Here is a 20,461-nt window from a genome sequence, read left to right as displayed (position 1 = left end):
TCTCACCGCCACCCGCGTTTCTCCGTGTTCCCGCGTTTCTCCGCGTTTCTCCGCGTTCTCGCGGTTCTGCCTCTCCCCGTCTCTGCCCACCTGGCACCCATGGGCCGGCCCACCCCACGCCGGCCGCGGGCCCCGTACACCCACGGACGCACCATGACGAGCGTGACCCCTCTCCCGCACCGCGCCGACCAGCCCGAACCGTCCTACCGACAACTGCCGATCATCGATCTCTCGGCCGCCGACCGCGGACCCCGGGCGCGGGCTCTGCTGCACGCGCAGCTGCACGGCGCCGCGCACGACGTGGGCTTCTTCCAGCTGGTCGGCCACGGGGTCGGCCGGCGCGAGACCGAGGATCTGCTGACCGCCATGCGGGCCTTCTTCGCCCTGCCCGAGGGCGAGCGGCTCGCGATCGACAACGTGAACTCGCCGCACTTCCGCGGATACACGCGGACCGGCGACGAGCGGACCGGCGGCCGGCAGGACTGGCGGGACCAGCTCGACATCGGGGCGGAGCGACCCGCGCGGACACCGGGACCGGACGAACCCGCGTACTGGTGGCTGCAAGGGCCCAACCAGTGGCCCGGCGGTCTGCCCTCGCTGCGCACGGCAGCACTCGCCTGGATCGAGCGGCTCGGCGCCGTCGCCGAAAAGCTGCTGCACGAGCTGCTCGCCGCCATCGGGGCGCCCGCGGACTTCTACGACCCGGTCTTCGGGGAGCGGGCCCATCCGCACCTGAAGCTCGTGCGGTACCCCGGGAGCGCGGGGGACGGGGCCGGACAGGGAGTGGGGGCCCACAAGGACTACGGATTCCTGACGCTGCTCCTCCAGGACCGGGTCGGCGGGCTCCAGGTGCAACGGGAGGACGGCCGCTTCCATGACGTTCCGCCGCTGGACGGGGCCTTCGTGGTGAACCTCGGAGAGCTTCTGGAGGTGGCGACGAACGGGTACCTCCTGGCCACCAACCACCGGGTGGTGTCGCCGCCGAGCGCGGTGGAGCGGTACTCCGTGCCGTTCTTCTACAACCCGCGCCTGGACGCCCGCGTCGAGCCGCTGCCCTTCCCGCACGCCTCCGCCGCGCCCGGGGTGACCGACGACCCCGCCAACCCGCTCTTCGCCGAGTACGGCTTCAACGAGCTGAAGGGCAAGCTGCGCGCCCACCCGCTGGTGGCCGAGCGGCATCACGCGGAGCTGCTCAGCCCCGCGTGATCACCGGCCCGGCCCGCACGGCGCGGCAGGGCGCGCGGCCCGGCCCGGCTCAGTTCGCGATGTCGCCGTAACCCTCGATCTCCCGGGGGTCGCGGGAGCCGGGGCCGATGTAGCGGGCCGACGGACGGACCAGGCGGCCGGTGCGCTTCTGCTCCAGGATGTGCGCCGACCAGCCGGCCGTGCGGGCGCAGGTGAACATGGACGTGAACATGTGCGCCGGGACCTCGGCGAAGTCCAGCACGATGGCCGCCCAGAACTCGACGTTCGTCGCGAGGACCCGGTCCGGGCGGCGGGCGTGCAGCTCGGCGAGGGCGGCCTTCTCCAGGGCTTCGGCGATCTCGAACCGGGGCGCGCCGAGCTCGCGGGCGGTGCGGCGCAGCACCCGCGCGCGGGGGTCCTCGGCGCGGTAGACACGGTGGCCGAAGCCCATCAGGCGTTCGCCCCTGTCGAGGGCCTGCCTGACGTAGGCGTCGGCGTCCCCGGTGCGCTCGATCTCCTCGATCATGCCGAGGACGCGGGAGGGGGCGCCGCCGTGCAGCGGGCCGGACATGGCGCCCACGGCGCCGGAGAGCGCGGCGGCGACGTCGGCGCCGGTCGAGGCGATCACCCGGGCGGTGAAGGTGGACGCGTTCATGCCGTGCTCGGCCGCGGACGTCCAGTAGGCGTCGACCGCCTTCACGTGCTTGGGGTCGGGCTCGCCGCGCCAGCGGATCATGAACCGCTCGACGACGGAGCGGGCCTTGTCGATCTCCCGCTGGGGAACCATGGGCGTGCCCTGGCCGCGCGCCGACTGGGCGACGTAGGAGAGGGCCATGACGGCGGCGCGGGCGAGGTCCTCGCGGGCCTGCTCGGCGTCGATGTCGAGCAGGGGCTTGAGGCCCCAGACGGGCGCGAGCATGGCGAGCGCGGACTGGACGTCGACGCGGATGTCACCGGAGTGGACGGGGATCGGGAACGGCTCGGCGGGCGGCAGGCCGGGGTTGAAGGCGCCGTCCACGAGCAGGCCCCAGACGTTGCCGAAGGAGACATGGCCGACCAGGTCCTCGATGTCGACGCCCCGGTACCGCAGGGCGCCGCCCTCCTTGTCGGGTTCGGCGATCTCCGTCTCGAACGCGACGACTCCCTCGAGTCCGGGTACGAAGTCGGACATCAGGCGGCTCCTCGTGAGTGTGCGACGGATGGCGCCGGCGGATCCGCGGTCCGGTGCGCGTCGAACCGGTCGACATGCGGGGACTCGCGGTCCTGGCGCTCTCCCCAGTGATGCCCCGTAGGGCCGGCGGTCACCCGACCGGGGTGGCATCTCACCCTATCCGCGAGTGCCACCTTTGGGGAGTGCTAGCGGCACTCAGTGCCATTCTGCGCCTGCCTGGGCGGGTCGTCCGCCTCGGCGTGCCATACGGCAGGATGGCCGTGTGACCGACGCAGACGCCGCCTCCCCCGGACCGGGCCTCAGTGCCGGTCCCGGTCCCGCGCTCGACCCCGCCGCCATGCGCAAGCAGTACCGGGTCGAGGGACTCGCCGAGGCCCAGCTGGCCGCGACGCCCGTGGAGCAGTTCGCCCGCTGGTTCAAGGACGCGGCCGTGGAGGCCCACCTCTTCGAGCCGAACGCCATGGTCGTCTCCACCGCGGACGCCGAGGGCCGGCCCAGCTCCCGCACGGTGCTGCTGAAGCAGTTCGACGAGCAGGGCTTCGTCTTCTACACCAACTACGACTCCCTCAAGGCCCGCGACCTGGCCGGGAACCCGCACGTCTCGCTGCTCTTCCCATGGCATCCGATGGCCCGGCAGGTCATCGTGCGGGGCGTGGCGCGGCGCACCGGGCGCGACGAGACGGCGGCGTACTTCCGCACCCGGCCGCACGGCTCCCAGCTCGGCGCGTGGGCCAGCGCCCAGTCCTCGGTGATCGCCTCGCGCGACGGTCTCGACGCCTCCTACGCCGAGCTGGCGGCCCGCTACCCGGAGGGCGAGCAGGTGCCGGTGCCGCCGCACTGGGGCGGTTTCCGGGTGGCGCCGCAGTCCGTGGAGTTCTGGCAGGGCCGTCTGAACCGCCTGCACGACCGCCTGCGGTACGTGGCGGAGCCGGACGGCAGCTGGCGGGTGGAGCGGCTCAGCCCCTGAGCGGGCGCGGCCCGCCCGTCGGCCCCTCGGACGGACTGCCGGACGGCCTCTGGGGCTGGCCGCTCGGACGGACTGCCGGACGGCCGCAGGGACGCGCCGCCGGACCACCGGTCACTGGCGCGGGCTGCCTGGACGGGCTGCTCAGATCCTGCCCGCGAGGAACGCGGTGCGGTGCCCGGGCAGCGACTCCGCGGTCCGGGCGCGGAACTCCTCGCTGAGCGAGGGCCAGTTCCAGAACTCGAAGCCGAGGTGGCCGAAGGCCAGGTGGTCGTCCGACCAGTGCCAGGAGGGCAGCGGGGAGGTCTCGCCGCAGGCGTGGCAGGGGATGTCGGCCTCGCCGGTCCGGTGCCGTCGCGCGACCGCCTCCGACAGCAGCAGCGAGTCCTCGGCGACCGCCGCACAGCGCGGGCAGCTCGTCGACGGGTCGCGGCCGTGGAAGGTGCTGTGGAAGACGTGCCGCTCGGTGTGCACGACGACGCCTTCCGGGGCGCCCCGGCGGGCGTCGTCGACGGCCTTGTGCCAGTGCGGTCCGGGCGGATGGCCCTGCAGGTCGCTGAGGCCCACGCCCGGTTGCACGTCGGCGAGCACGATGCCCTCGGCCACCCACCGGTCCACCACGGACCGCGCGAGTCGCGGCGCGCCCCGCGGTGCGGCGTCGCGGTCGACGACCGTCTGGAACGTGTCACCCATGCCGACACCGTAGGGCCCGGCACCGACACCGCCCTCAGCCGAGCGCGTCGTCCAGCAGTGCCGCCCACTGCGCCACCACGCGCTCGCGGCGCGGCCCGTCGTCGGTGAGCAGGTTGGCGAGGCCGAGGCCGCGGGCCATGTCGAGGAGGCCCTGGACCCTCTCGCGGACGCCGGGCACGGACTCGTCGGCGTCGAGGAGTTCCACGGCTATGCGGTGGGTCTCGCGGCCCACCCGGGCTTCCAGCTCGGTGACCCGCGGGCGCAGCTGCTCCTCGTCGGAGGCGGCCACCCACAGGTGCAGGGCGGCCCGGAAGAGCGGGCCGGTGTAGAGGTCGACGAGGGCGCGGACGACCGCGCGCCGGTCGCCGGCCGCGCCCTGCGGGAACAACGCGCGCAACGCGGTCGAGCGTTCCTCGGCGACGTACTCGACGGCCGCGGTGAACAGGTCCTCGCGGGTGGGGAAGTGGTGCTGGGCGGCACCGCGGGAGACGCCCGCGCGTTCGGCGACGACGGAGACCGTGGAGCCCGCCCAGCCGTGCTCGCCGAGGCAGGCCACGGCGGCCTCCAGCAGCCGCTGCCGGGTGGCCCGGCTGCGGTCCTGTTTGGGGGCACGGTCGCGGTCCACCGCGCTCACAGCGCCCATGCGGGATCCCGTCGTTCGAGGAAGGCCGTCATCCCCTCGCGGGCCTCGGCGGTGGAGAACAACCGGGCCGAGAGTGCGGTGAGGTCGGCGGCATCCCGGTCGAATGCCTCCAGCACCTTAGCCGTGAGCAGCCGTTTCGTCTCGGCCAGGCTCTGCGGGGCGGATCTGCGGAGCCCCGCGAGGACGGGATCGAGGACGGCGTCGACGTCGTCGCCGGCCGCGGTCAGCAGGCCGATCCGGGCGGCCTCGGGGGCGTCGAAGCGCTCGCCGGTGAGGTAGTAGCGGGCGAGGGCGCGCGGGTCGGTGCGCGGGAGCAGCGGCAGGGAGATCACCGCCGGCGCCACGCCGATCCGTACCTCCGTGAACGCGAAGGTCGACGCGGTGGAGGCGGCCGTGACGTCGCAGGCGGCGAGCAGGCCGAGCCCGCCGGCCCGGACGTGCCCTGCGACGCGGGCGACGACCGGCTTGGGCAGGGCGACGATCCGGCGCAGCAGGCCGACGAACGCGTCCGGGTGCGGTGGGTCGCGCAGGTCGGCGCCGGCGCAGAAGGCGCCGCCGGTGTGGGTGAGGACGACCGCGCGGACGCCGGGGTCCTCGGCGCAGTCCGCGAGGGCGACGGCGAGGGCTCCGACGAGCGCCGAGGAGAGGGCGTTGCGGGTGGCGGGAGCGTCGAGGCTGAGCGTCTCGACGCCCCGCGTGCGGGTGCGTCCGATGAGGGGCGCCGTGGCCGTCGTCATGCGCGCTCCCGCAGCCGGCGGCGGAGGATCTTGCCCGAGGCGGCTCTGGGTACGGCGTCGACGAAGGTGACGTGGCGGACGCGTTTGTAGGGGGCGACCCGTTCGGCGACGTACATCGCGACCTCCCCCGCGGCGAGTTCGGGGGCGGTGGGCCTGCGGACCACGAAGGCGTGCGGGACCTCGTTGCCGTCGTCGTCGTAGACGCCGATGACGGCCGCGTCCGCGATCTGCGGGTGGGTGAGCAGCAGCGCCTCGAGTTCGGCCGGGGCCACCTGGAAGCCCTTGTACTTGATGAGTTCCTTGACGCGGTCGACGACGAACAGCCAGCCGCCCTCGTCGACCCGCCCGACGTCGCCGGTGTGCAGCCAGCCGGCGTCGTCGATCATGTCGGCGGTGGCGTCGGGACGGCCCAGATAGCCCTTCATGACCTGCGGCCCCCGGATGAGGATCTCGCCGGCCTCGCCGACGCCGAGATCCTTGCCGGGATCGTCGAGGGAGACGATCCGCATCTCGGTGCCGGCGATGAGCCGTCCGACGGTGCCCCCGGGCGCCTCGCGCATGGCGGACAGGGGGACGACGTGGGTGCCGGGCGACAGTTCCGTCATGCCGTAGGCCTGGCCCACGGGCGGGAGGTCCAGGCGCTCGGCGCAGGCCGCGGCGAGAGCGGCGTCCAGCGGTGCGGCCGCGCTGATCACGTACTTCAGCGACGTCAGGTCGTAGGCGGCGACCGCCGGGTGCTTGGCGAGGGCGAGGACGATGGGCGGCGCCACGTACAGGCCGGTGATGCGGTGCTTCTGGATGGCGGCGAGGAACGTCTCGAGGTCGAAGCGGGGCAGGACGACGACCGTGGCGCCCCTCCTCAACGGGGCGTTCATCAGGGCGGTGAGGCCGTAGATGTGGAAGAAGGGCAGCACGGCGAGGATGCGGTCGCCGGGGCCCGCGGAGATCGCCGGTTCGAGCTGGGCGAGGTTGGTGGCGATCTGCCGGTGGGTGAGCATGACGCCCTTGGGGACGCCGGTGGTGCCGGAGGAGTACGGCAGGGCCGCGACGTCGGCCACCGGGTCGATGGCGACCTGCGGTTCGGGGGCCGCCGAGCCGAGCATGTCGACCAGCGAGCGGTGGCCGGGGGCGGTGTCGCAGACGAAGATCTCCTGGACGCCGCCCGCGAGTTCGGCGGCCCGCCGGGCCGTCTGCAGCAGCGGGGAGACGGTGACGATCCAGCGGGCGGCCGAGTCGTCGAGCTGCTTGGCGAACTCCTCGGCGGTGGCGAGCGGATGCACCGTGGTGACGGTGGCGCCCGCGCGCGTGGCCGCGTAGAAGGCGATCGGGAACGCGACGGTGTTGGGGCTGTGCAGGGCCAGCACGTCGCCCTTGGCGACCCCGGCCTCGGCGAGGGCCGCGGCGACCCGCCGGTGGAAGCGGTCCAGCTGGTCGTACGTGAGGGTGGTGCCGTCCGTGCCGTCGACGAGGGCGGGCAGCTCCCCGAACTCGGCGGCACGGCCCAGCACGACGTCATGGATGGGGAGTTCTATGGGCGGGACGTCTGCGTACTCGCTGCGGAACATGGTTCCTCCTCGGGCCCCGGGCACGTCGGTGTGCCGGTTCGGGCGCTTCGGGCCGGTGCGGCCGTCGAGCCGGTTCAGTACGACCTGGGCAGGCCCAGGGTCTGGTGGGAGACGTAGTTGAGAATCATCTCCCGGCTCACCGGGGCGATACGAGCCACGCGGGAGGCCGTTATCAACCGGGCGAGGCCGAACTCGCGCGTGAGGCCGTTGCCGCCGAGGGTGTGCACGGCCTGGTCGACCGCCTTCACGCAGGCCTCGCCCGCCGCGTACTTGGCCATGTTGGCGGCCTCGCCCGCGCCCGCGTCGTCGCCCGCGTCGTACAGGAGGGCCGCCTTCTGCATCATCAGGCGGGCCAGTTCGAGGTCGATGTGGGCCTGCGCGAGGGGGTGCGCGATGGCCTGGTGGGCACCGATGGGGGTGTCCCAGACGGTGCGTTCGCGCGCGTAGCCGACGGCTTGGGAGAGCGCGTGGCGGCCCATGCCGATCGCGAAGGCGGCCGTCATGATGCGTTCGGGGTTGAGTCCGGCGAAGAGCTGGAGCAGGCCGGCGTCCTCCTCGCCGACGAGGGCCTGCGCCGGGAGCCGCACATCGTCCAGGACGAGCTCGAACTGCTTTTCCGCGCTGTTCAGTTCCATGTCGATCCGGCGGCGGGTGAAACCGGGCGCGTCGCGCGGGACGATGAACAGGCAGGGCTTGAGGCGGCCGGTGCGGGCGTCCTCGGTGCGGCCGACGATCAGGGTCGCGTCGGCGATGTCCACGCCGGAGACGAAGACCTTGCGGCCGGTCAGCAGCCAGTCGCCGCTCGCCGGGTCGCGGCGGGCGGTGGTGGTGATGCGGTGGCTGTTGGAGCCGGCGTCGGGTTCCGTGATGCCGAACGCCATGAGCCGGCTGCCGTCGGCCAGGGCGGGGAGCCACGCCTGTTTCTGGGCCTCGGTGCCGAAGCGGGCGATGACCGTGCCGCAGATCGCCGGAGAGACGATCATCATGAGGAGCGGGTTGCCCGCGGCGCCCATCTCCTCGAGGACGAGGGAGAGTTCGGTGATGCCGCCGCCTCCGCCTCCGTAGGCCTCCGGGAGGTTGACGCCGATGTAGCCGAGCTTGGCGGCGGCCTGCCAGAGGTCCGCGGTGTCGGTGTGGGCCTTGGCGAAGGAGGCCACCGCCGCGCGGAGTGCCTGGTGCTCGTCGGATTCGATCAGGGTCGTCACTGTGGCTCCTCTGGCTGCGGGTTCGTCGTGGCCGGTCGCGCGGTTCCCCGCGCCCCCGGCCATGACCGGGGCTAGGCGTCCTGCACTACGGCCAGCAGGGCGCCCACCTGGACCTGCTGTCCTTCCGTCACCCGGACCGCCGTCACCGTCCCCGTCGCCGGGGCGGAGATGACGTGTTGCATCTTCATCGCTTCGAGCCACACCAGTGGTTCACCCGCTTCGACACTCGATCCGGTGACGAGACCGGGCGCGAGCTTGACGACCGTGCCGGGCATCGGTGCCAGGAGGGAGCCGGGGGCGTGCTGGGCCTGCGGGGCCGGGAAGCGCGGGAGGGCCGTGAGGGTCTCACCGTTGACGTGGACCCGGTCGCCGTAGCGGGCGATCTCGTAGCGACGGCGCAAGCCGTCGGACTCCAGGACGACCAGGGACTCGGTCGCGTGGACGACGTGGACGCCCTCGGCCATGAGCCCGGACCGGCCGTGTGTGTACGCCACCTCGACCTCCTCGCCGCCCACCGCGTACCGCTTCGTCTGGGGCTGCGACGGCACGTTGCGCCAGCCGCCGAACGGTGAGCGGGTGCGGGCGTCGGCGAGGGCGGCGGCCAGCGGGGCGTACGGGTCGGCCGCCGGGGCCGTCAGGTCGCCGAGGTGCCGGCCGTAGAAGCCGGTGTCCATGCGGGCGGACGTGAACTCCGGGTGCCGCAGGGAGCGGACCAGCAGGTCGCGGTTGGTGACCGGCCCGTGCAGGACCGTGCGTTCCAGGGCGCCCGCGAGCCTGCGGATCGCCTCCGCGCGCGTGGGGGCGTGGGCGACGGCCTTGGCGAGCATCGGGTCGTAGTGGACGCCGATGTCGTCGCCGTCGCCGTAGCCGGTGTCCAGCCTGACGCCCTCGGGAACGGACAGCCGGTGCAGGACGCCGGTCTGCGGGGTCCAGTCGGCCGCCGGGTCCTCGGCGTAGAGGCGGGCCTCGACGGCGTGACCGCGCGCGGGCGGCGGCTCGGGGGCGAGGGCGGCGCCCTCCGCGACCCGGATCTGCTCGGCCACCAGGTCGAGCCCGAAGACGGCCTCCGTGACGGGGTGTTCGACCTGGAGGCGGGTGTTCATCTCCAGGAAGTGCGGGCGGCCGTCCGCGACGAGGAACTCGACGGTGCCGGCTCCCACGTAGGAGACGGCCCGCGCGGCGCGCACGGCGAGCGCGCGCAGTTCCTCCGCCAGGGGCTCGGGCAGGCCCGGCGCCGGCGCCTCCTCGATCACCTTCTGGTGGCGCCGCTGCAGCGAGCAGTCGCGGGTGCCGAGCGCCCACACCGTGCCGTGCGTGTCGGCGAGGATCTGCACCTCGACATGGCGGCCGTTCTCGACGTACGGCTCGACGAACACCTCGCCGTCGCCGAAGGCGCTCGCGGCTTCGGCGCGCGCGCCCTCCAGCGCGGGGCCCAGCTCCGCCAGACGGCGCACCACGCGCATGCCGCGCCCGCCGCCGCCCGCGGCCGCCTTCACCAGCACGGGCAGGTCGGCCTCCGTCACCTCGTCCGCGGCCGGGGTGGTGAGGCCCATCAGCTGTTTGGCGCGGGTCTTGGAGGCCATCGCCTCGATCGCCTCGGGCGGCGGCCCGATCCAGACGAGGCCCGCGTCCAGGACGGCGCGCGCGAAGTCGGCGTTCTCGGACAGGAAGCCGTAGCCGGGGTGCACGGCGTCCGCGCCCGCGGCGACGGCGGCCTTCACCATCAGGTCGGCGCGCAGATAGGTGTCCACGGGCGAGCTGCCGGGCAACCGTACGGCCGTGTCGGCCACGCGCGTGTGGAGCGCTCCTGCGTCGGCGTCCGAGTGGACGGCGACGGTGCGCACGCCCGCCTCGCGGCAGGTGCGGAAGACGCGGCAGGCGATCTCGCCGCGGTTGGCCACCAGAACGGAAGTAATCATGAGCCTCACATCCGGAAGACGCCGAAGCCGCCGCGGGCGCCCTCGTACGGGGCCGTGTGCACGGCCGACAGGCACAGACCGAGGACGGTGCGGGTGTCGCGCGGATCGATGACGCCGTCGTCGTACAACCGCCCCGACAGGAACATGGGCAGCGACTCGGACTCGATCTGCTGCTCCACCATGGCGCGCAGGGCGGCGTCGGCGTCCTCGTCGTAGGGGTGGCCCTTCGCGGCCGCCGACTGCCGGGCGACGATCGACAGGACCCCGGCGAGCTGCTGCGGGCCCATCACCGCCGACTTCGCGCTCGGCCAGGCGAACAGGAAACGGGGGTCGTAGGCGCGTCCGCACATGCCGTAGTGGCCGGCGCCGTACGACGCGCCCATGAGCACCGACAGGTGCGGGACCCTCGAGTTGGAGACCGCGTTGATCATCATCGAGCCGTGCTTGATGATGCCGCCCTGCTCGTACTCCCTGCCGACCATGTAGCCGGTGGTGTTGTGCAGGAAGAGCAGCGGGATGTCGCGCTGGTTGGCGAGCTGGACGAACTGGGCGGCCTTCTGCGACTCGGCGCTGAACAGGACGCCCTGGGCGTTCGCCAGGATGCCGACGGGGTAGCCGTGCAGGGTCGCCCAGCCGGTGACCAGGCTCGTCCCGTACAGCGGCTTGAACTCGTCGAAGTCGGAGCCGTCGACGATCCGGGCGATGACCTCGCGCGGGTCGAAGGGGGTGCGCAGGTCCCCGGGGACGATGCCCAGGAGTTCGTCCTCGTCGTACCGGGGAGGGACGGCCGGGCCGGGGTCCCGGTGCGCCTTGCGGTGGTTGAGACGGGCCACCACGCGGCGCGCCTGGCGCAGCGCGTCCCGCTCGTCGACGGCGAAGTGGTCGGCGAGGCCGGACACGCGCGCGTGCATCTCCGCGCCGCCCAGGGACTCGTCGTCGCTTTCCTCCCCGGTGGCCATCTTCACCAGGGGCGGCCCGCCGAGGAACACCTTCGCCCGCTCCTTGACCATGATCACGTGGTCGGACATGCCGGGGACGTACGCGCCGCCCGCGGTCGAGTTGCCGAAGACCACGGCGACGGTCGGGATGCCGGCGGCGGAGAGCCGGGTCAGGTCGCGGAAGACGGCCCCGCCCGGGATGAAGATCTCCTTCTGGGACGGCAGGTCGGCGCCGCCCGACTCGACCAGGCTGATGCAGGGCAGCCGGTTGGCGAGTGCGATGTCGTTGGCCCGCAGGGCCTTCTTCAGCGACCAGGGGTTGCTGGCGCCGCCCCGCACGGTCGGGTCGTTGGCGGTGATCAGGCACTCCACGCCCTCGACGACGCCGATGCCGGTCACCAGGGACGCGCCGACGGCGTGGTCGCTGCCCCAGGCGGCCAGCGGCGACAGTTCCAGGAACGGCGTGTCGGGGTCGAGGAGCAGCTCGATGCGCTCCCGGGCGAGGAGCTTGCCGCGCGCGCGGTGCCGGGCGACGTACTTCTCGCCGCCTCCGGCCAGCGCCTTCGCGTGCTCGGCGTCGAGACCGGCCAGCTTGCCGAGCATCGCCTCGCGGTGGGCGCGGTAGTCGGGGCCGTGGGTGTCCAGGGCGGACGTGATGACCGTCAAAGGAGGGCCTCCGGGATGTCCAGACAGCGGGAGCGCAGCCATTCGCCGAGCGCCTTGGCCTGCGGGTCGAAGCGGTGCTGGGAGGCCACGCCGGCGCCGAGGACGCCCTCGACGACGAAGTTCAGGGCGCGCAGCCGGGGCAGGACGTGCCGGGTGACGGTCAGGGTGCGGCACTCGGGGAGGAGTTCGCGCAGCCGGTCCGTCGTCAGCTCGTGGGCGAGCCAGCGCCAGGCGTCGTCCGTCCGTGCCCAGACGCCGACGTTGGCGTCGCCGCCCTTGTCGCCGCTGCGGGCGCCGGCGACCAGCCCGAGGGGCGCGCGCCGCACGGGGCCGGGCGGCAGCGGCTCGGGCAGGGCGGGTTCCGGCGCCGCCTCGAGCGGGCGGGTGGCGTCGGCCGGTGGCGCGGGGACGGTCAGTCGGCGGCCGTCGTGCAGGACGGCGACGTGCTCGACGTCCCCCTGCGGGACGGACGAGGCCTCGAACACGCCGTACGGGGAGCCCTTGCCGGGTGGTGCGAGCAGATGGAAGCCGGGGTAGCCGGCCAGCGCCAGCTCGACGGCCGCCCCGCTCAACGCCCGCCCGACGAGGGCCTGTTCGGGGTCGCGCACGACGAGGCGCAGCAGCGCGCTCGCGGTCTCCTCGGTGTCGGCGTCGGGCCGGTCGGTGCGCACGAGTTCCCAGCGGACCTCCGCCGGGCACGACTTGGCGAGCGCGTCGGTCATCTGCCGGCGCGCCAAGGCCGCCTTGGCCTCGATGTCGAGGCCGGTGAGCACGAAGACGACCTCGTTGCGGAAGCCGCCGAGGCGGGTGCGGCCGACTTTGAGGGCCGGTGGCGGGGCCTCGCCGCGCACGCCGTCGATCCGCACCCGGTCCGGGCCGTCCTGGGTGAGCCGCACGGTGTCCAGCCGGGCGGTGACGTCGGGGCCGGCGTACCGGGCGCCGCCCGTCTCGTACAGCAGTTGGGCGGTCACCGTGCCGACGTCGACGAAGCCGCCCGTGCCGGGGTGCTTGGTGATGACGCAGCTGCCGTCCTCGTGGATCTCGGCGAGCGGGAAGCCGGGCCGGCGCAGGTCACGGCCGGCGTCGGCGAAGAACGCGTAGTTGCCGCCCGTCGCCTGCGTCCCGCACTCCAGGACGTGTCCGGCGACGACCGCGCCCGCGAGGCGGTCGTACTCCCGCGGCCCCCAGCCGAAACGGGCGGCCGCGGGACCGGTGACCAGGGCCGCGTCGGTGACCCGCCCGGTGACCACGACGTCCGCGCCCTCGCGCAGACAGGCGGCGATGCCGAAGCCGCCGAGGTAGGCGTGGGCGGTGAGGCTGCCGGGCCACCTGGAGCCGACGTCGTCGCCCTCGACGTGCGCGACGCGCACCGGGATGCCGAGCCGGTCCGCCGTCTCCCGCACGGCGTCGGCGAGCCCGGCCGGGTTGAGGCCGCCGGCGTTGGCGACGATCCGCACCCCGCGCTCGTGGGCGAGGCCGAGGCACTCCTCGAGCTGTCGCAGGAAGGTGCGGGCGTATCCGGCGGCGGGATCCTTCAGCCGGTCGCGGCCCAGGATCAGCATGGTCAGCTCGGCGAGGTAGTCGCCGGTGACGACGTCCAGCTCGCCGCCGGTGAGCATCTCGCGCAGGGCGTCGAAGCGGTCGCCGTAGAAGCCGGAGGCGTTGCCCACGCGCAGCACGCTCACGGGGCCGTGCCCTTCGGCGGACGGCCGCCGCCGGGCGGCCCCGCGAAGGCCTGGGCGACGTCCAGCCAGCGGTCGGCGTCGGCGCCCTCGGCGCGCAGAGCGAGGTCGGCGCGGTGGGCGCGCTGGGTCACCAGGAGGCAGAAGTCGAAGGCGGAGCCGGTGACCCGGTCGTCGGCGTCCTCGGGACCGTATGTCCACAACTGCCCCGAGGGGCTGCGCAGTTCCACGCGGAACTCCTCGAAGGGCGTGGGCAGCCCGTGCACACCGAACGCGAAGTCACGGGTGCGCACGCCGAGACGCACGATGTGGCGCAGCCGGTCGGTGGGCACGGGCTCCACGCCGAGCGCGTCCGCCACGTCCAGGCCGTGGGCCCAGGTCTCCATGAGCCGTGCGGTGGCCATCGAGGCGGCGGCCATCGGCGGCCCGTACCAGGGGAAGCGCGCTCCTGAGGGCGCGGCGCGCAACGCCGTCTGCAGGGCGGCGCGCCCGGCCCGCCAGTCCGCGAGGAGCTGCCCGGGCGGCTGCGCGGCCCCCTCCTCGGCACCGTTGTCCACGAAGTCGCCGGGTGCGGCCAGCGCCTTCTCGACCTCACGGGCGAAGGCGTCCCGGTCGGTCACGGCCAGCACGGAGGAACGGTCGGTCCAGGCGAGATGCGCGATCTGGTGCGCGACGGTCCAGCCGGGGGCGGGCGTCGGCAGCGCCCACTGCTCCGTTCCCGATCCGGCCACCAGGCCGTCGAGTTCGTCGCTTTCGGCACGGAGGTCGTCGAGCACGGGGGTGGGGTCGGCCATGGGGTGGAGCATGGCAGCGGCCCCGAAAACAATCAAGCATGCTTGCATGAATTTATGGGCCGGCCGCACCCCGGCCGTTCCGTGACGTCGCCGCGCGGAGAACGCGCAACGGGATCACATGGAGAACTCGCAGTAGAGGTGGTGCCCCGCGGCGCGCGCCGGGACGGCCACCTCCGCCAGATCCGTCAGGAACGCGACCAGGTCCTCCGGGTACCAGCCGGGCGAGAACTCCTCGATGCGCGACCAGGGCTCGGCGACCTCGCGGAAGCGGTCGGGCGTCGCCGTCGCGACGGCGTCCCGCAGCTCGTCGGTCACGGTCACCAGCGCCTGCTCCGACGCCTCGTCGGTGAGGAACCGGCAGAAGCGCGGCAGCCGGACGATCTCGTCGTACGGCACACCGGTGAGCAGGCTCTGCCCCTGGCCCAGTTCGACATAGGGGCCGAGGCCCTTCACGGACAGGGGCGACAGGGGGCGCTTCTCGACCTGCCGCCAGAACAGTTCGGTGAACGCCGCCTCGTCGTCGGGGGCGCTGAAGTACTCGTAGAACGTGCTCATGGGCGCATGCTGCCACCCACGCCGAAGACCTCCACCAGGCCCGCGTCAAGCCGCCGTCAAGCCTTGCCCAACGCCCGCCCGTGCCGTGCGCCCACGGTCACGCCTGTCGCTCAGGCCTTCGCTCAGGCCTCCGGAGCGACTGCCCTGCGCCGCCCGACCTGGGTCCGCACCGCACCCATGCTCGCCGCCACGACCAGGGCGATCGCGGCCGCCTGGACCGTGGTCAGGGCCTGGTCGAGGATGAGGAATCCCGCGGTCGCGGCGATGGCCGGCTCCAGACTCATCAGGATCGCGAACGTGGACGCGGGCATGCGGCGCAGGGCGAGCAGTTCGAGGGTGTAGGGCAGGACCGAGGACAGCATGGCCACCCCCGCGCCCAGGCCCAGCGTGACCGGGTCGGCGAGCTTCGCGCCCGACTCGACGAGCCCCAGCGGGAGGAAGAGCAGCGCGCCCACCGCCATCGCCAGGGCGAGCCCGTCCGCCTGCGGGAACCGCCGGCCGGTGCGGGCGCTGAAGACGATGTACGCCGCCCACATCGCGCCGGCCCCCAGCGCGAACGCGACGCCCGCCGGGTCGAGCGCGCCGAAGCCACCGCCGTGACCGCCACCGCCGCCACTGAGCAGGAACACGCCCATGAGGGCCAGCGCGGCCCACACCAGGTTCAGCGCGCGGCGCGAGGCGACGACGGAGAGGGCCAGCGGACCGAGGACCTCGAGCGTGACCGCCGGGCCCAGCGGGATGCGGTCCAGCGCCTGGTAGAACAGGCCGTTCATCGCGGCCATCGTGACGCCGAAGACGACGACCGTGCCCCAGTCGGCGCGCGAGTGGCCGCGCAGCCGCGGCCGACAGACGACCAGCAGCACCACGGCGGCCACCAGCAGCCGCAGGGCCACCACGCCCAGGGCGCCCGCCCTCGGCATCAGCGTCACCGCGAGCGCGCCGCCGAACTGCACCGAGATCCCGCCGGCGAGCACCAGTCCGACGGGACCGAGGGAGCCGAACCGGCCCGGGCCTGCCGCCGGGGCGCCGGAGGGCGGCGGCGAGGCGGCTGGGACGGTGGCGGCGGCTGCGTCGGGGGCGGTCACGGGCGGTCCAGGTGTTCGGCTCGGTGTCTTCGACTCGGCGTGTTCATCGTGCTGCACTGCCGAGTCCAGATTAATGGACCCCGACAGGTGTGTGAACCCTTTTTGCCTCTGTCTCAGGCTACGAGACGCCGCGGGCCGGGAGGGAAAACAGGGGTGGGAGCCGAGGGCGAGGCCGGGCGGCCGGGGGCGCGCCAGGGCGGAAGGCCGGGCGCCGGGGGCGGGGGGCGCGCGACGGGGCGGGTTCTAGCGGCGGGCCAGGTACAGGTTCAGCGCCGCGTGCAGCACCTTGTTGAGGGGGAAGTCCCACTCCCCCAGGTACTCGACGGCCTGGCCGCCCGTGCCCACCTTGAAGCGGAGCAGACCGAGCAGATGGTCGGACTCGTCCAGCGTGTCGGTGATCCCCCGCAGGTCGTAGACGGCCGCACCCTGCTCGTGGGCGTCCGTCATCATGCGCCACTGCATGGCGTTGCCGGGCTGGACCTCGCGTCTGCGGACGGTGGAGGCGCCGTAGGAGTACCAGACGTGCTCGCCGACGGTCACCATGGTGGCCGCGGCGAGTACCTCGCCGTCGTGGTACGCGAGGTAGAGCCGCATACGGTCGGGATGCTCGGCGTTCAGCGCGTCCCACATCCGCTGGAAGTAGGACAGCGGGCGCGGGACGAAACGGTCGCGCTCGGCGGTCTCGGTGTACAGCCCGTAGAACGCCGGCAGGTCCTCCGCCCCGCCCCGGACCACCTTCACGCCCGCGTTCTCGGCCTTCTTGATGTTGCGCCGCCACTGCTGGTTCAGGCCGCTGTGGACGTCGTCCAGCGAACGCCCCGCGAACGGCACCTGGAAGACGTGGCGCGGCTGGCCGGCCGCGAAACCCTCCTCGCCGCCCCGCCCGGCCGGCCGCCAGCCGGCCCGGCGCAGCCGGTCGGCGACGTCCTGGGCGCCCTGGTCGTACGAGGTCGGCTCGGCGTCCCCCAGCCGGTGGGCGTCCGGATCGGCGATGGCCGCCTTCACGGCGTCGGCGCTCCAGCGCCGCACGACGACGGGCGGACCCATCTTCACCGAGAACGCCCCCCGCTTCCTCAGATGCGCGAGCATCGGCGCCAGCCAGCGCTCGGCGAGATCCGGCGCGTGCCAGTCGACGACCGGACCCTCGGGCAGATACGCCAGGTACCTGCGCAGCCTCGGCAACGGCCGCAGCAGCACCAGCCCGGCCCCCACGAGCACGCCCGTCTTGTCGGTCCACCCCAGGCTCTCGGCCCGCCAGTCCGGCTTCACGTCGCCCCACGACGGGACCTGCATATGGCTGACCGACGGACGACCCGCGACGAACGCCAGGTGCTCGTCGCGGCTGATGGACCGGACACACAGACTCATACGCGGGGCTCCTTCGCATGACCGCTCGGACAGCCGTTCGGACGGCCGTTCGCCCGACCGCCGAGGCAGCCTTCCCACCCGCCGTCCGACGGTGTGCGGCCACCCTAGGAGGTCACCCGCGGTGCTTCCCGGGACCTCGGGCCCGCGGAACCTCCGTGTCCCGCCGGGACGGTGTCACAGCTCCGGTTCGTCGTCGATCAGGTCGGTCCAGCGCGCCGCCGCCACGTAGGCCAGCTTCACCCGGGCGTGCTCCCAGCCGAGCCCGCGGGCACAGTCGTCGCCCAGGCTCTGGTACAGGGCGGCGGCTCCGCGGGCGTCGCCGGACTCACCCGTCAGCTCGGCCTGCTGCGCCCGGGCTTCGAGGACGACGTCCGACATCCAGTCCTCCCACTCGTGGAGCTCCCGGATCCGGCGTTCGTTGCGACGGATCTGCTCCACGTACGCCGTGTTCACGTGCGGCCGCCCGCCGCCCGAGTCGCGGACCACGTCGGCCCGGACGACCGCACGAGGATCGTGCAGGATCACCCGCTCGATGGTCCGGGCCACCTCCTCGGCGCTCTCGGGCCGCCGCGTCGGCACCTTGTCGAGCAGTCTCAGCACGAGCCGGTCGAGATCCGGGGAGATCCCGGCGCGGGACTCGCTCGGCGGGGGCGGCGGCCTGTGCAGGTGCTGATGGACGAGATAGGCGTCCGAGGAGTCGGCCCGGCCGAAGGGGGGCTTCAGGGTGAGCATCTCGTGCAGGACGCAGCCCAGCGAGTACAGATCGACCCGGTACGTCTCCTCCCCCTCCCGGTCGAAACGCTCGGGCGCGGTGTAGAGGAGGGTGCCGAAGCCGCTGCGGGAGCGGGTCGCGTCCTGGAAGCGAGCGATCCCGAAGTCGACGACCTTGGCGTCGCCGTCCTTCGTGATCATGATGTTGGCGGGCTTGACGTCCCGGTGGATCACTCCGCACCCATGGGCCGCCGCCAGCCCCTCACAGATCTGCACCGTCCAGCGCACGACCTGCTCCAGCGTCAGCTGCACCCCCTCACCGATGACCCCCGCGAGCGAGATGCCGTCGATGAACTCCATGACGAGGAACAGGACGTCACCCTCACGGCCCAGATCGTGCACGACCGCCACGCGCGGGCTGTCGATCCGGGCCATCGCACGTGCCTCACGTTCGAAGAAGTCGATGCGCAGACGCCGGGTCTTCGCAGCCGTTTCGGTGCCGCCCCGGAGCTCGATGCGATCCAGCGGCAGCGCCTTCACCGCCACCGTCCGATCCAGGTCGGGGTCGTGGCCACGCCACACCTCGCCCATACCGCCCCGCTCGACGAGCCTCTCCAGCACGTACCGGCCGCCGAGCACCTGCCCCTCCCTCACGGCGACCGCTCCTCGCGGGACGGCAGCCAGTCGGTGAGCACGGTGAGCCGCTCCCCGTACCACTCCCACCGGTCGAACAGCTGCCGGCGCTGGTCCAGGGCCTGCCGCAGCAGCTGCGCCACCTCCCGGCTGCGCTCCACTCCCGCGGCCTGCCGCCTGCGCTGCTCCGCGGGCACCCATCCCAGTTCGTAGGCGCCCCACCCCACCGCCACCAGAACCGCCACGACCAGCCAGGCCTGCGCGGCGGCGAAACCGAGCACCAGGGCGCCCGCGCCCGCCACCGCGGCGGCGGGCCGGGGCCAGCGCTGCCGTACGCGCTCGACCCGGCGGCGGGTCGCCTCCTCGACGCTCGCGGCGAGCGCCGACTGGAGCTGCCCCTCGTCGACGCGCGCGCGGGGGTCGGTGGGAAGGGTGTGCTGCCAGTCGTCTATCACCATCGTCAGCTGCTGCGGGCGCGCCCGCAGGGACTCCCGGACGAACGCCGTCGCCACGCTCTCGATCTGCGGCCACACACACCGCAGGGCCAACCTGCGTGCCGCCGTGCCCAGTTCGACGTGGCTCGGCTTGAACACGGCGTTGTCCAGCAGTTGTTCGAAGGTCATGACCGGCGCGTCCACCGACCGGCGCAGCTCTCGCTCACGTTCGGCCTCCTCGACGTCGCCCGTGTCGATGAGCAGTTGCTGCCAGTCGATCCTCGCCTGGAGCTCCGCCTCGTCGGGTTCGAGCCGGCTGATCAGGTGCTCCAACGCCCTGTCGGTGTGGCGCAGGTCGGCGCGGGGTTCGGCCTTTTCGGAGAACTCGGCGCCGAGGTAGGCGAGGGTGCCCTCCGCCACCGCAGCCTGCTCGTACGCCCGCACGAGTGCGGGCCACTCCCCCTGGTACACGGTGCGCAGCGCCGCGAAGTCCTTCTCGCGCAGCGGCACGCGCTTGCTCCACATCTGTTTCCGCCAGCGCTCCTGCCGCTCCTGCGCGCGGACCTCTCCGTCGGCCGCCGCCCGCGACTCGGCGTACCAGCGGTTCATTCTGCGCACCGCGTACTTCTCGGCCTGCGGGCCGAGTTCCTCGTTCGCGATCGCCTCCAGCACCACCAGGAAGTCCTGGGTCAGCCGGGACGGGTCGATGGAGTCCAGGTAGGGGTCCATCGTGCTGCCCGCCTGCCGGTGGTCCCCCGTGCGAGCCGCCATGAGGATGACGAACAGGTACGTCCTGTGCTTGTTGAGCCGCATCGCCGTGCCTCGCGCCAGGTGGCTCATGTCGGACCGGCTCTCCCACGTCGCCGCGATGTGCGCAAGGGCGGGAGCCAGCCAGAACCTGCGCTCGTACAGGAGCTTCTCGCTCACGCATCTCTTGATCAGCTCGCGGTCGATCAGCCCGTCGTCCAAGGTCTCCCTGGTGAACGCGTCCACCAGGCTGCGGGCCAGATCGCGGACCCCGTCGCGCTGCGCGAAGCGCCGTTCCCGCAGATCCAACAGCCTGGCGAGTTCCGCCCGTGCGTCGACCTTCACGGCCATGCGACGCAGATCCTCCCGGACGCCACGGACTTCGTCCTCGACGCGTGTGACGTGCGTGCGCAGGGAGGACATCTCGTCGGTGACGTTTCCCAGCCTGGTCTCCATGCCGCCGAGTTGACCTACCAGGCTCTCCACGGCACCGCCGAGGGAACGCAGTTCGGTACGGCTCTCCGCCATCCTCCTCTCCAACGCCCCCAGTTTCTCCGTCACTTCGGGATCCCGACCGTTCCCTCCCGGGACGTTGTTCGCGCCGTTCTGCCGGTTCGGGTCCTTGTCGTGTCCGTTGCCGCCGACGCCGTCCTGGTTCCCGGCGCGCTTGTGGTCGTCGTCCACCCCACCCCCAGAGCTGTCACCTGCCTGCTGGGTACGATGCGACACCGGCGGAAGGGGCCACAAGGCCGCATCGGGGGGTTGA

17 protein-coding genes are annotated in these 20,461 nt (G+C 73.3%); 2 read left to right on the top strand and 15 right to left on the bottom strand.

Annotation, left to right across the window (positions count from 1 at the left end; all coding sequences use genetic code 11):
* Positions 1–162 precede the first annotated feature (162 nt).
* Entirely contained in the window at positions 163–1,206 is a 1,044-nt protein-coding gene (locus tag C6376_RS12005; RefSeq protein WP_254075913.1) for an isopenicillin N synthase family oxygenase, read from the top strand.
* A 49-nt stretch (positions 1,207–1,255) separates the two neighbouring features.
* Here C6376_RS12005 and C6376_RS12000 read toward each other — a convergent pair whose 3' ends face one another.
* Entirely contained in the window at positions 1,256–2,356 is a 1,101-nt protein-coding gene (locus C6376_RS12000; RefSeq protein WP_107443400.1) for a citrate synthase 2, read from the bottom strand.
* A 337-nt stretch (positions 2,357–2,693) separates the two neighbouring features.
* Between C6376_RS12000 and pdxH the strand changes: the two genes are divergently transcribed.
* Complete coding sequence (pdxH, locus tag C6376_RS11995) at positions 2,694–3,323, top strand: pyridoxamine 5'-phosphate oxidase (RefSeq protein WP_173985883.1); 630 nt, start codon at positions 2,694–2,696, stop codon at positions 3,321–3,323.
* Positions 3,324–3,464: 141 nt separating this feature from the next.
* Here pdxH and C6376_RS11990 read toward each other — a convergent pair whose 3' ends face one another.
* The 14 genes from C6376_RS11990 to C6376_RS43785 all read right to left on the bottom strand — a co-directional run bounded on the left by C6376_RS11990 (position 3,465) and on the right by C6376_RS43785 (position 20,379).
* Complete coding sequence (locus C6376_RS11990) at positions 3,465–4,013, bottom strand: hypothetical protein (protein WP_107443399.1); 549 nt, start codon at positions 4,011–4,013, stop codon at positions 3,465–3,467.
* Positions 4,014–4,047: 34 nt separating this feature from the next.
* Positions 4,048–4,656 carry a TetR/AcrR family transcriptional regulator gene (locus C6376_RS11985; RefSeq protein WP_107443398.1) on the bottom strand — a complete coding sequence of 203 codons (609 nt, stop codon included), beginning with the start codon at positions 4,654–4,656 and terminating at the stop codon, positions 4,048–4,050.
* Complete coding sequence (locus tag C6376_RS11980) at positions 4,644–5,393, bottom strand: enoyl-CoA hydratase family protein (RefSeq protein ID WP_107443397.1); 750 nt, start codon at positions 5,391–5,393, stop codon at positions 4,644–4,646. Before C6376_RS11980 ends, C6376_RS11985 begins: the two co-directional genes overlap by 13 nt.
* Positions 5,390–6,958: a 4-coumarate--CoA ligase family protein gene (locus C6376_RS11975; RefSeq protein ID WP_107443396.1), complete on the bottom strand. Its 1,569-nt coding sequence runs from the start codon at positions 6,956–6,958 to the stop codon at positions 5,390–5,392. Before C6376_RS11975 ends, C6376_RS11980 begins: the two co-directional genes overlap by 4 nt.
* A 74-nt stretch (positions 6,959–7,032) precedes the next feature.
* Complete coding sequence (locus C6376_RS11970; RefSeq protein ID WP_107443395.1) at positions 7,033–8,163, bottom strand: acyl-CoA dehydrogenase family protein; 1,131 nt, start codon at positions 8,161–8,163, stop codon at positions 7,033–7,035.
* Between the two features lie 71 nt (positions 8,164–8,234).
* Positions 8,235–10,082 carry a biotin carboxylase N-terminal domain-containing protein gene (locus tag C6376_RS11965; protein ID WP_107443394.1) on the bottom strand — a complete coding sequence of 616 codons (1,848 nt, stop codon included), beginning with the start codon at positions 10,080–10,082 and terminating at the stop codon, positions 8,235–8,237.
* 5 nt (positions 10,083–10,087) lie between these two features.
* Positions 10,088–11,686: an acyl-CoA carboxylase subunit beta gene (locus C6376_RS11960; protein WP_107443393.1), complete on the bottom strand. Its 1,599-nt coding sequence runs from the start codon at positions 11,684–11,686 to the stop codon at positions 10,088–10,090.
* Positions 11,683–13,371: an acyclic terpene utilization AtuA family protein gene (locus tag C6376_RS11955; protein WP_107443392.1), complete on the bottom strand. Its 1,689-nt coding sequence runs from the start codon at positions 13,369–13,371 to the stop codon at positions 11,683–11,685. Before C6376_RS11955 ends, C6376_RS11960 begins: the two co-directional genes overlap by 4 nt.
* Entirely contained in the window at positions 13,368–14,162 is a 795-nt protein-coding gene (locus C6376_RS11950) for a TIGR03084 family metal-binding protein (protein ID WP_107443391.1), read from the bottom strand. The genes C6376_RS11955 and C6376_RS11950 overlap by 4 nt, the downstream gene beginning before the upstream one ends.
* Before the next feature lie 114 nt (positions 14,163–14,276).
* The gene (locus C6376_RS11945) at positions 14,277–14,717 is read right to left on the bottom strand and encodes a hypothetical protein (RefSeq protein WP_107443390.1); all 441 of its coding nucleotides are present in this window, start codon (positions 14,715–14,717) and stop codon (positions 14,277–14,279) included.
* Positions 14,718–14,839: 122 nt separating this feature from the next.
* The gene (locus C6376_RS11940) at positions 14,840–15,802 is read right to left on the bottom strand and encodes a DMT family transporter (RefSeq protein WP_107443389.1); all 963 of its coding nucleotides are present in this window, start codon (positions 15,800–15,802) and stop codon (positions 14,840–14,842) included.
* Between the two features lie 243 nt (positions 15,803–16,045).
* Positions 16,046–17,170: a peptidoglycan bridge formation glycyltransferase FemA/FemB family protein gene (locus C6376_RS11935; protein ID WP_107443388.1), complete on the bottom strand. Its 1,125-nt coding sequence runs from the start codon at positions 17,168–17,170 to the stop codon at positions 16,046–16,048.
* 174 nt (positions 17,171–17,344) lie between these two features.
* Positions 17,345–18,535: a serine/threonine-protein kinase gene (locus tag C6376_RS11930; protein WP_159083197.1), complete on the bottom strand. Its 1,191-nt coding sequence runs from the start codon at positions 18,533–18,535 to the stop codon at positions 17,345–17,347.
* Positions 18,532–20,379 carry a hypothetical protein gene (locus tag C6376_RS43785; protein ID WP_159083196.1) on the bottom strand — a complete coding sequence of 616 codons (1,848 nt, stop codon included), beginning with the start codon at positions 20,377–20,379 and terminating at the stop codon, positions 18,532–18,534. Before C6376_RS43785 ends, C6376_RS11930 begins: the two co-directional genes overlap by 4 nt.
* Positions 20,380–20,461: the final 82 nt, after the last annotated feature.

The sequence above is a fragment of the Streptomyces sp. P3 genome, assembly GCF_003032475.1.
Taxonomy (GTDB): domain Bacteria; phylum Actinomycetota; class Actinomycetes; order Streptomycetales; family Streptomycetaceae; genus Streptomyces.
Note: the sequence above shows the minus strand (reverse complement) of the source record. Positions and strands in the feature narration are given on the sequence as shown.

Bases quoted from the DNA above. Each gene is read 5' to 3' on its own strand.
- pdxH (WP_173985883.1), top strand. From the start codon at position 2,694: ATGCGCAAGCAGTACCGGGTCGAGGGACTCGCCGAGGCCCAGCTGGCC.
- C6376_RS11935 (WP_107443388.1), bottom strand. From the start codon at position 17,170: ATGAGTCTGTGTGTCCGGTCCATCAGCCGCGACGAGCACCTGGCGTTC.
- C6376_RS11985 (WP_107443398.1), bottom strand. From the start codon at position 4,656: ATGGGCGCTGTGAGCGCGGTGGACCGCGACCGTGCCCCCAAACAGGAC.
- C6376_RS12000 (WP_107443400.1), bottom strand. From the start codon at position 2,356: ATGTCCGACTTCGTACCCGGACTCGAGGGAGTCGTCGCGTTCGAGACG.
- C6376_RS11945 (WP_107443390.1), bottom strand. From the start codon at position 14,717: ATGAGCACGTTCTACGAGTACTTCAGCGCCCCCGACGACGAGGCGGCG.
- C6376_RS11990 (WP_107443399.1), bottom strand. From the start codon at position 4,013: ATGGGTGACACGTTCCAGACGGTCGTCGACCGCGACGCCGCACCGCGG.
- C6376_RS11950 (WP_107443391.1), bottom strand. From the start codon at position 14,162: ATGGCCGACCCCACCCCCGTGCTCGACGACCTCCGTGCCGAAAGCGAC.
- C6376_RS11980 (WP_107443397.1), bottom strand. From the start codon at position 5,393: ATGACGACGGCCACGGCGCCCCTCATCGGACGCACCCGCACGCGGGGC.
- C6376_RS11975 (WP_107443396.1), bottom strand. From the start codon at position 6,958: ATGTTCCGCAGCGAGTACGCAGACGTCCCGCCCATAGAACTCCCCATC.
- C6376_RS11965 (WP_107443394.1), bottom strand. From the start codon at position 10,082: ATGATTACTTCCGTTCTGGTGGCCAACCGCGGCGAGATCGCCTGCCGC.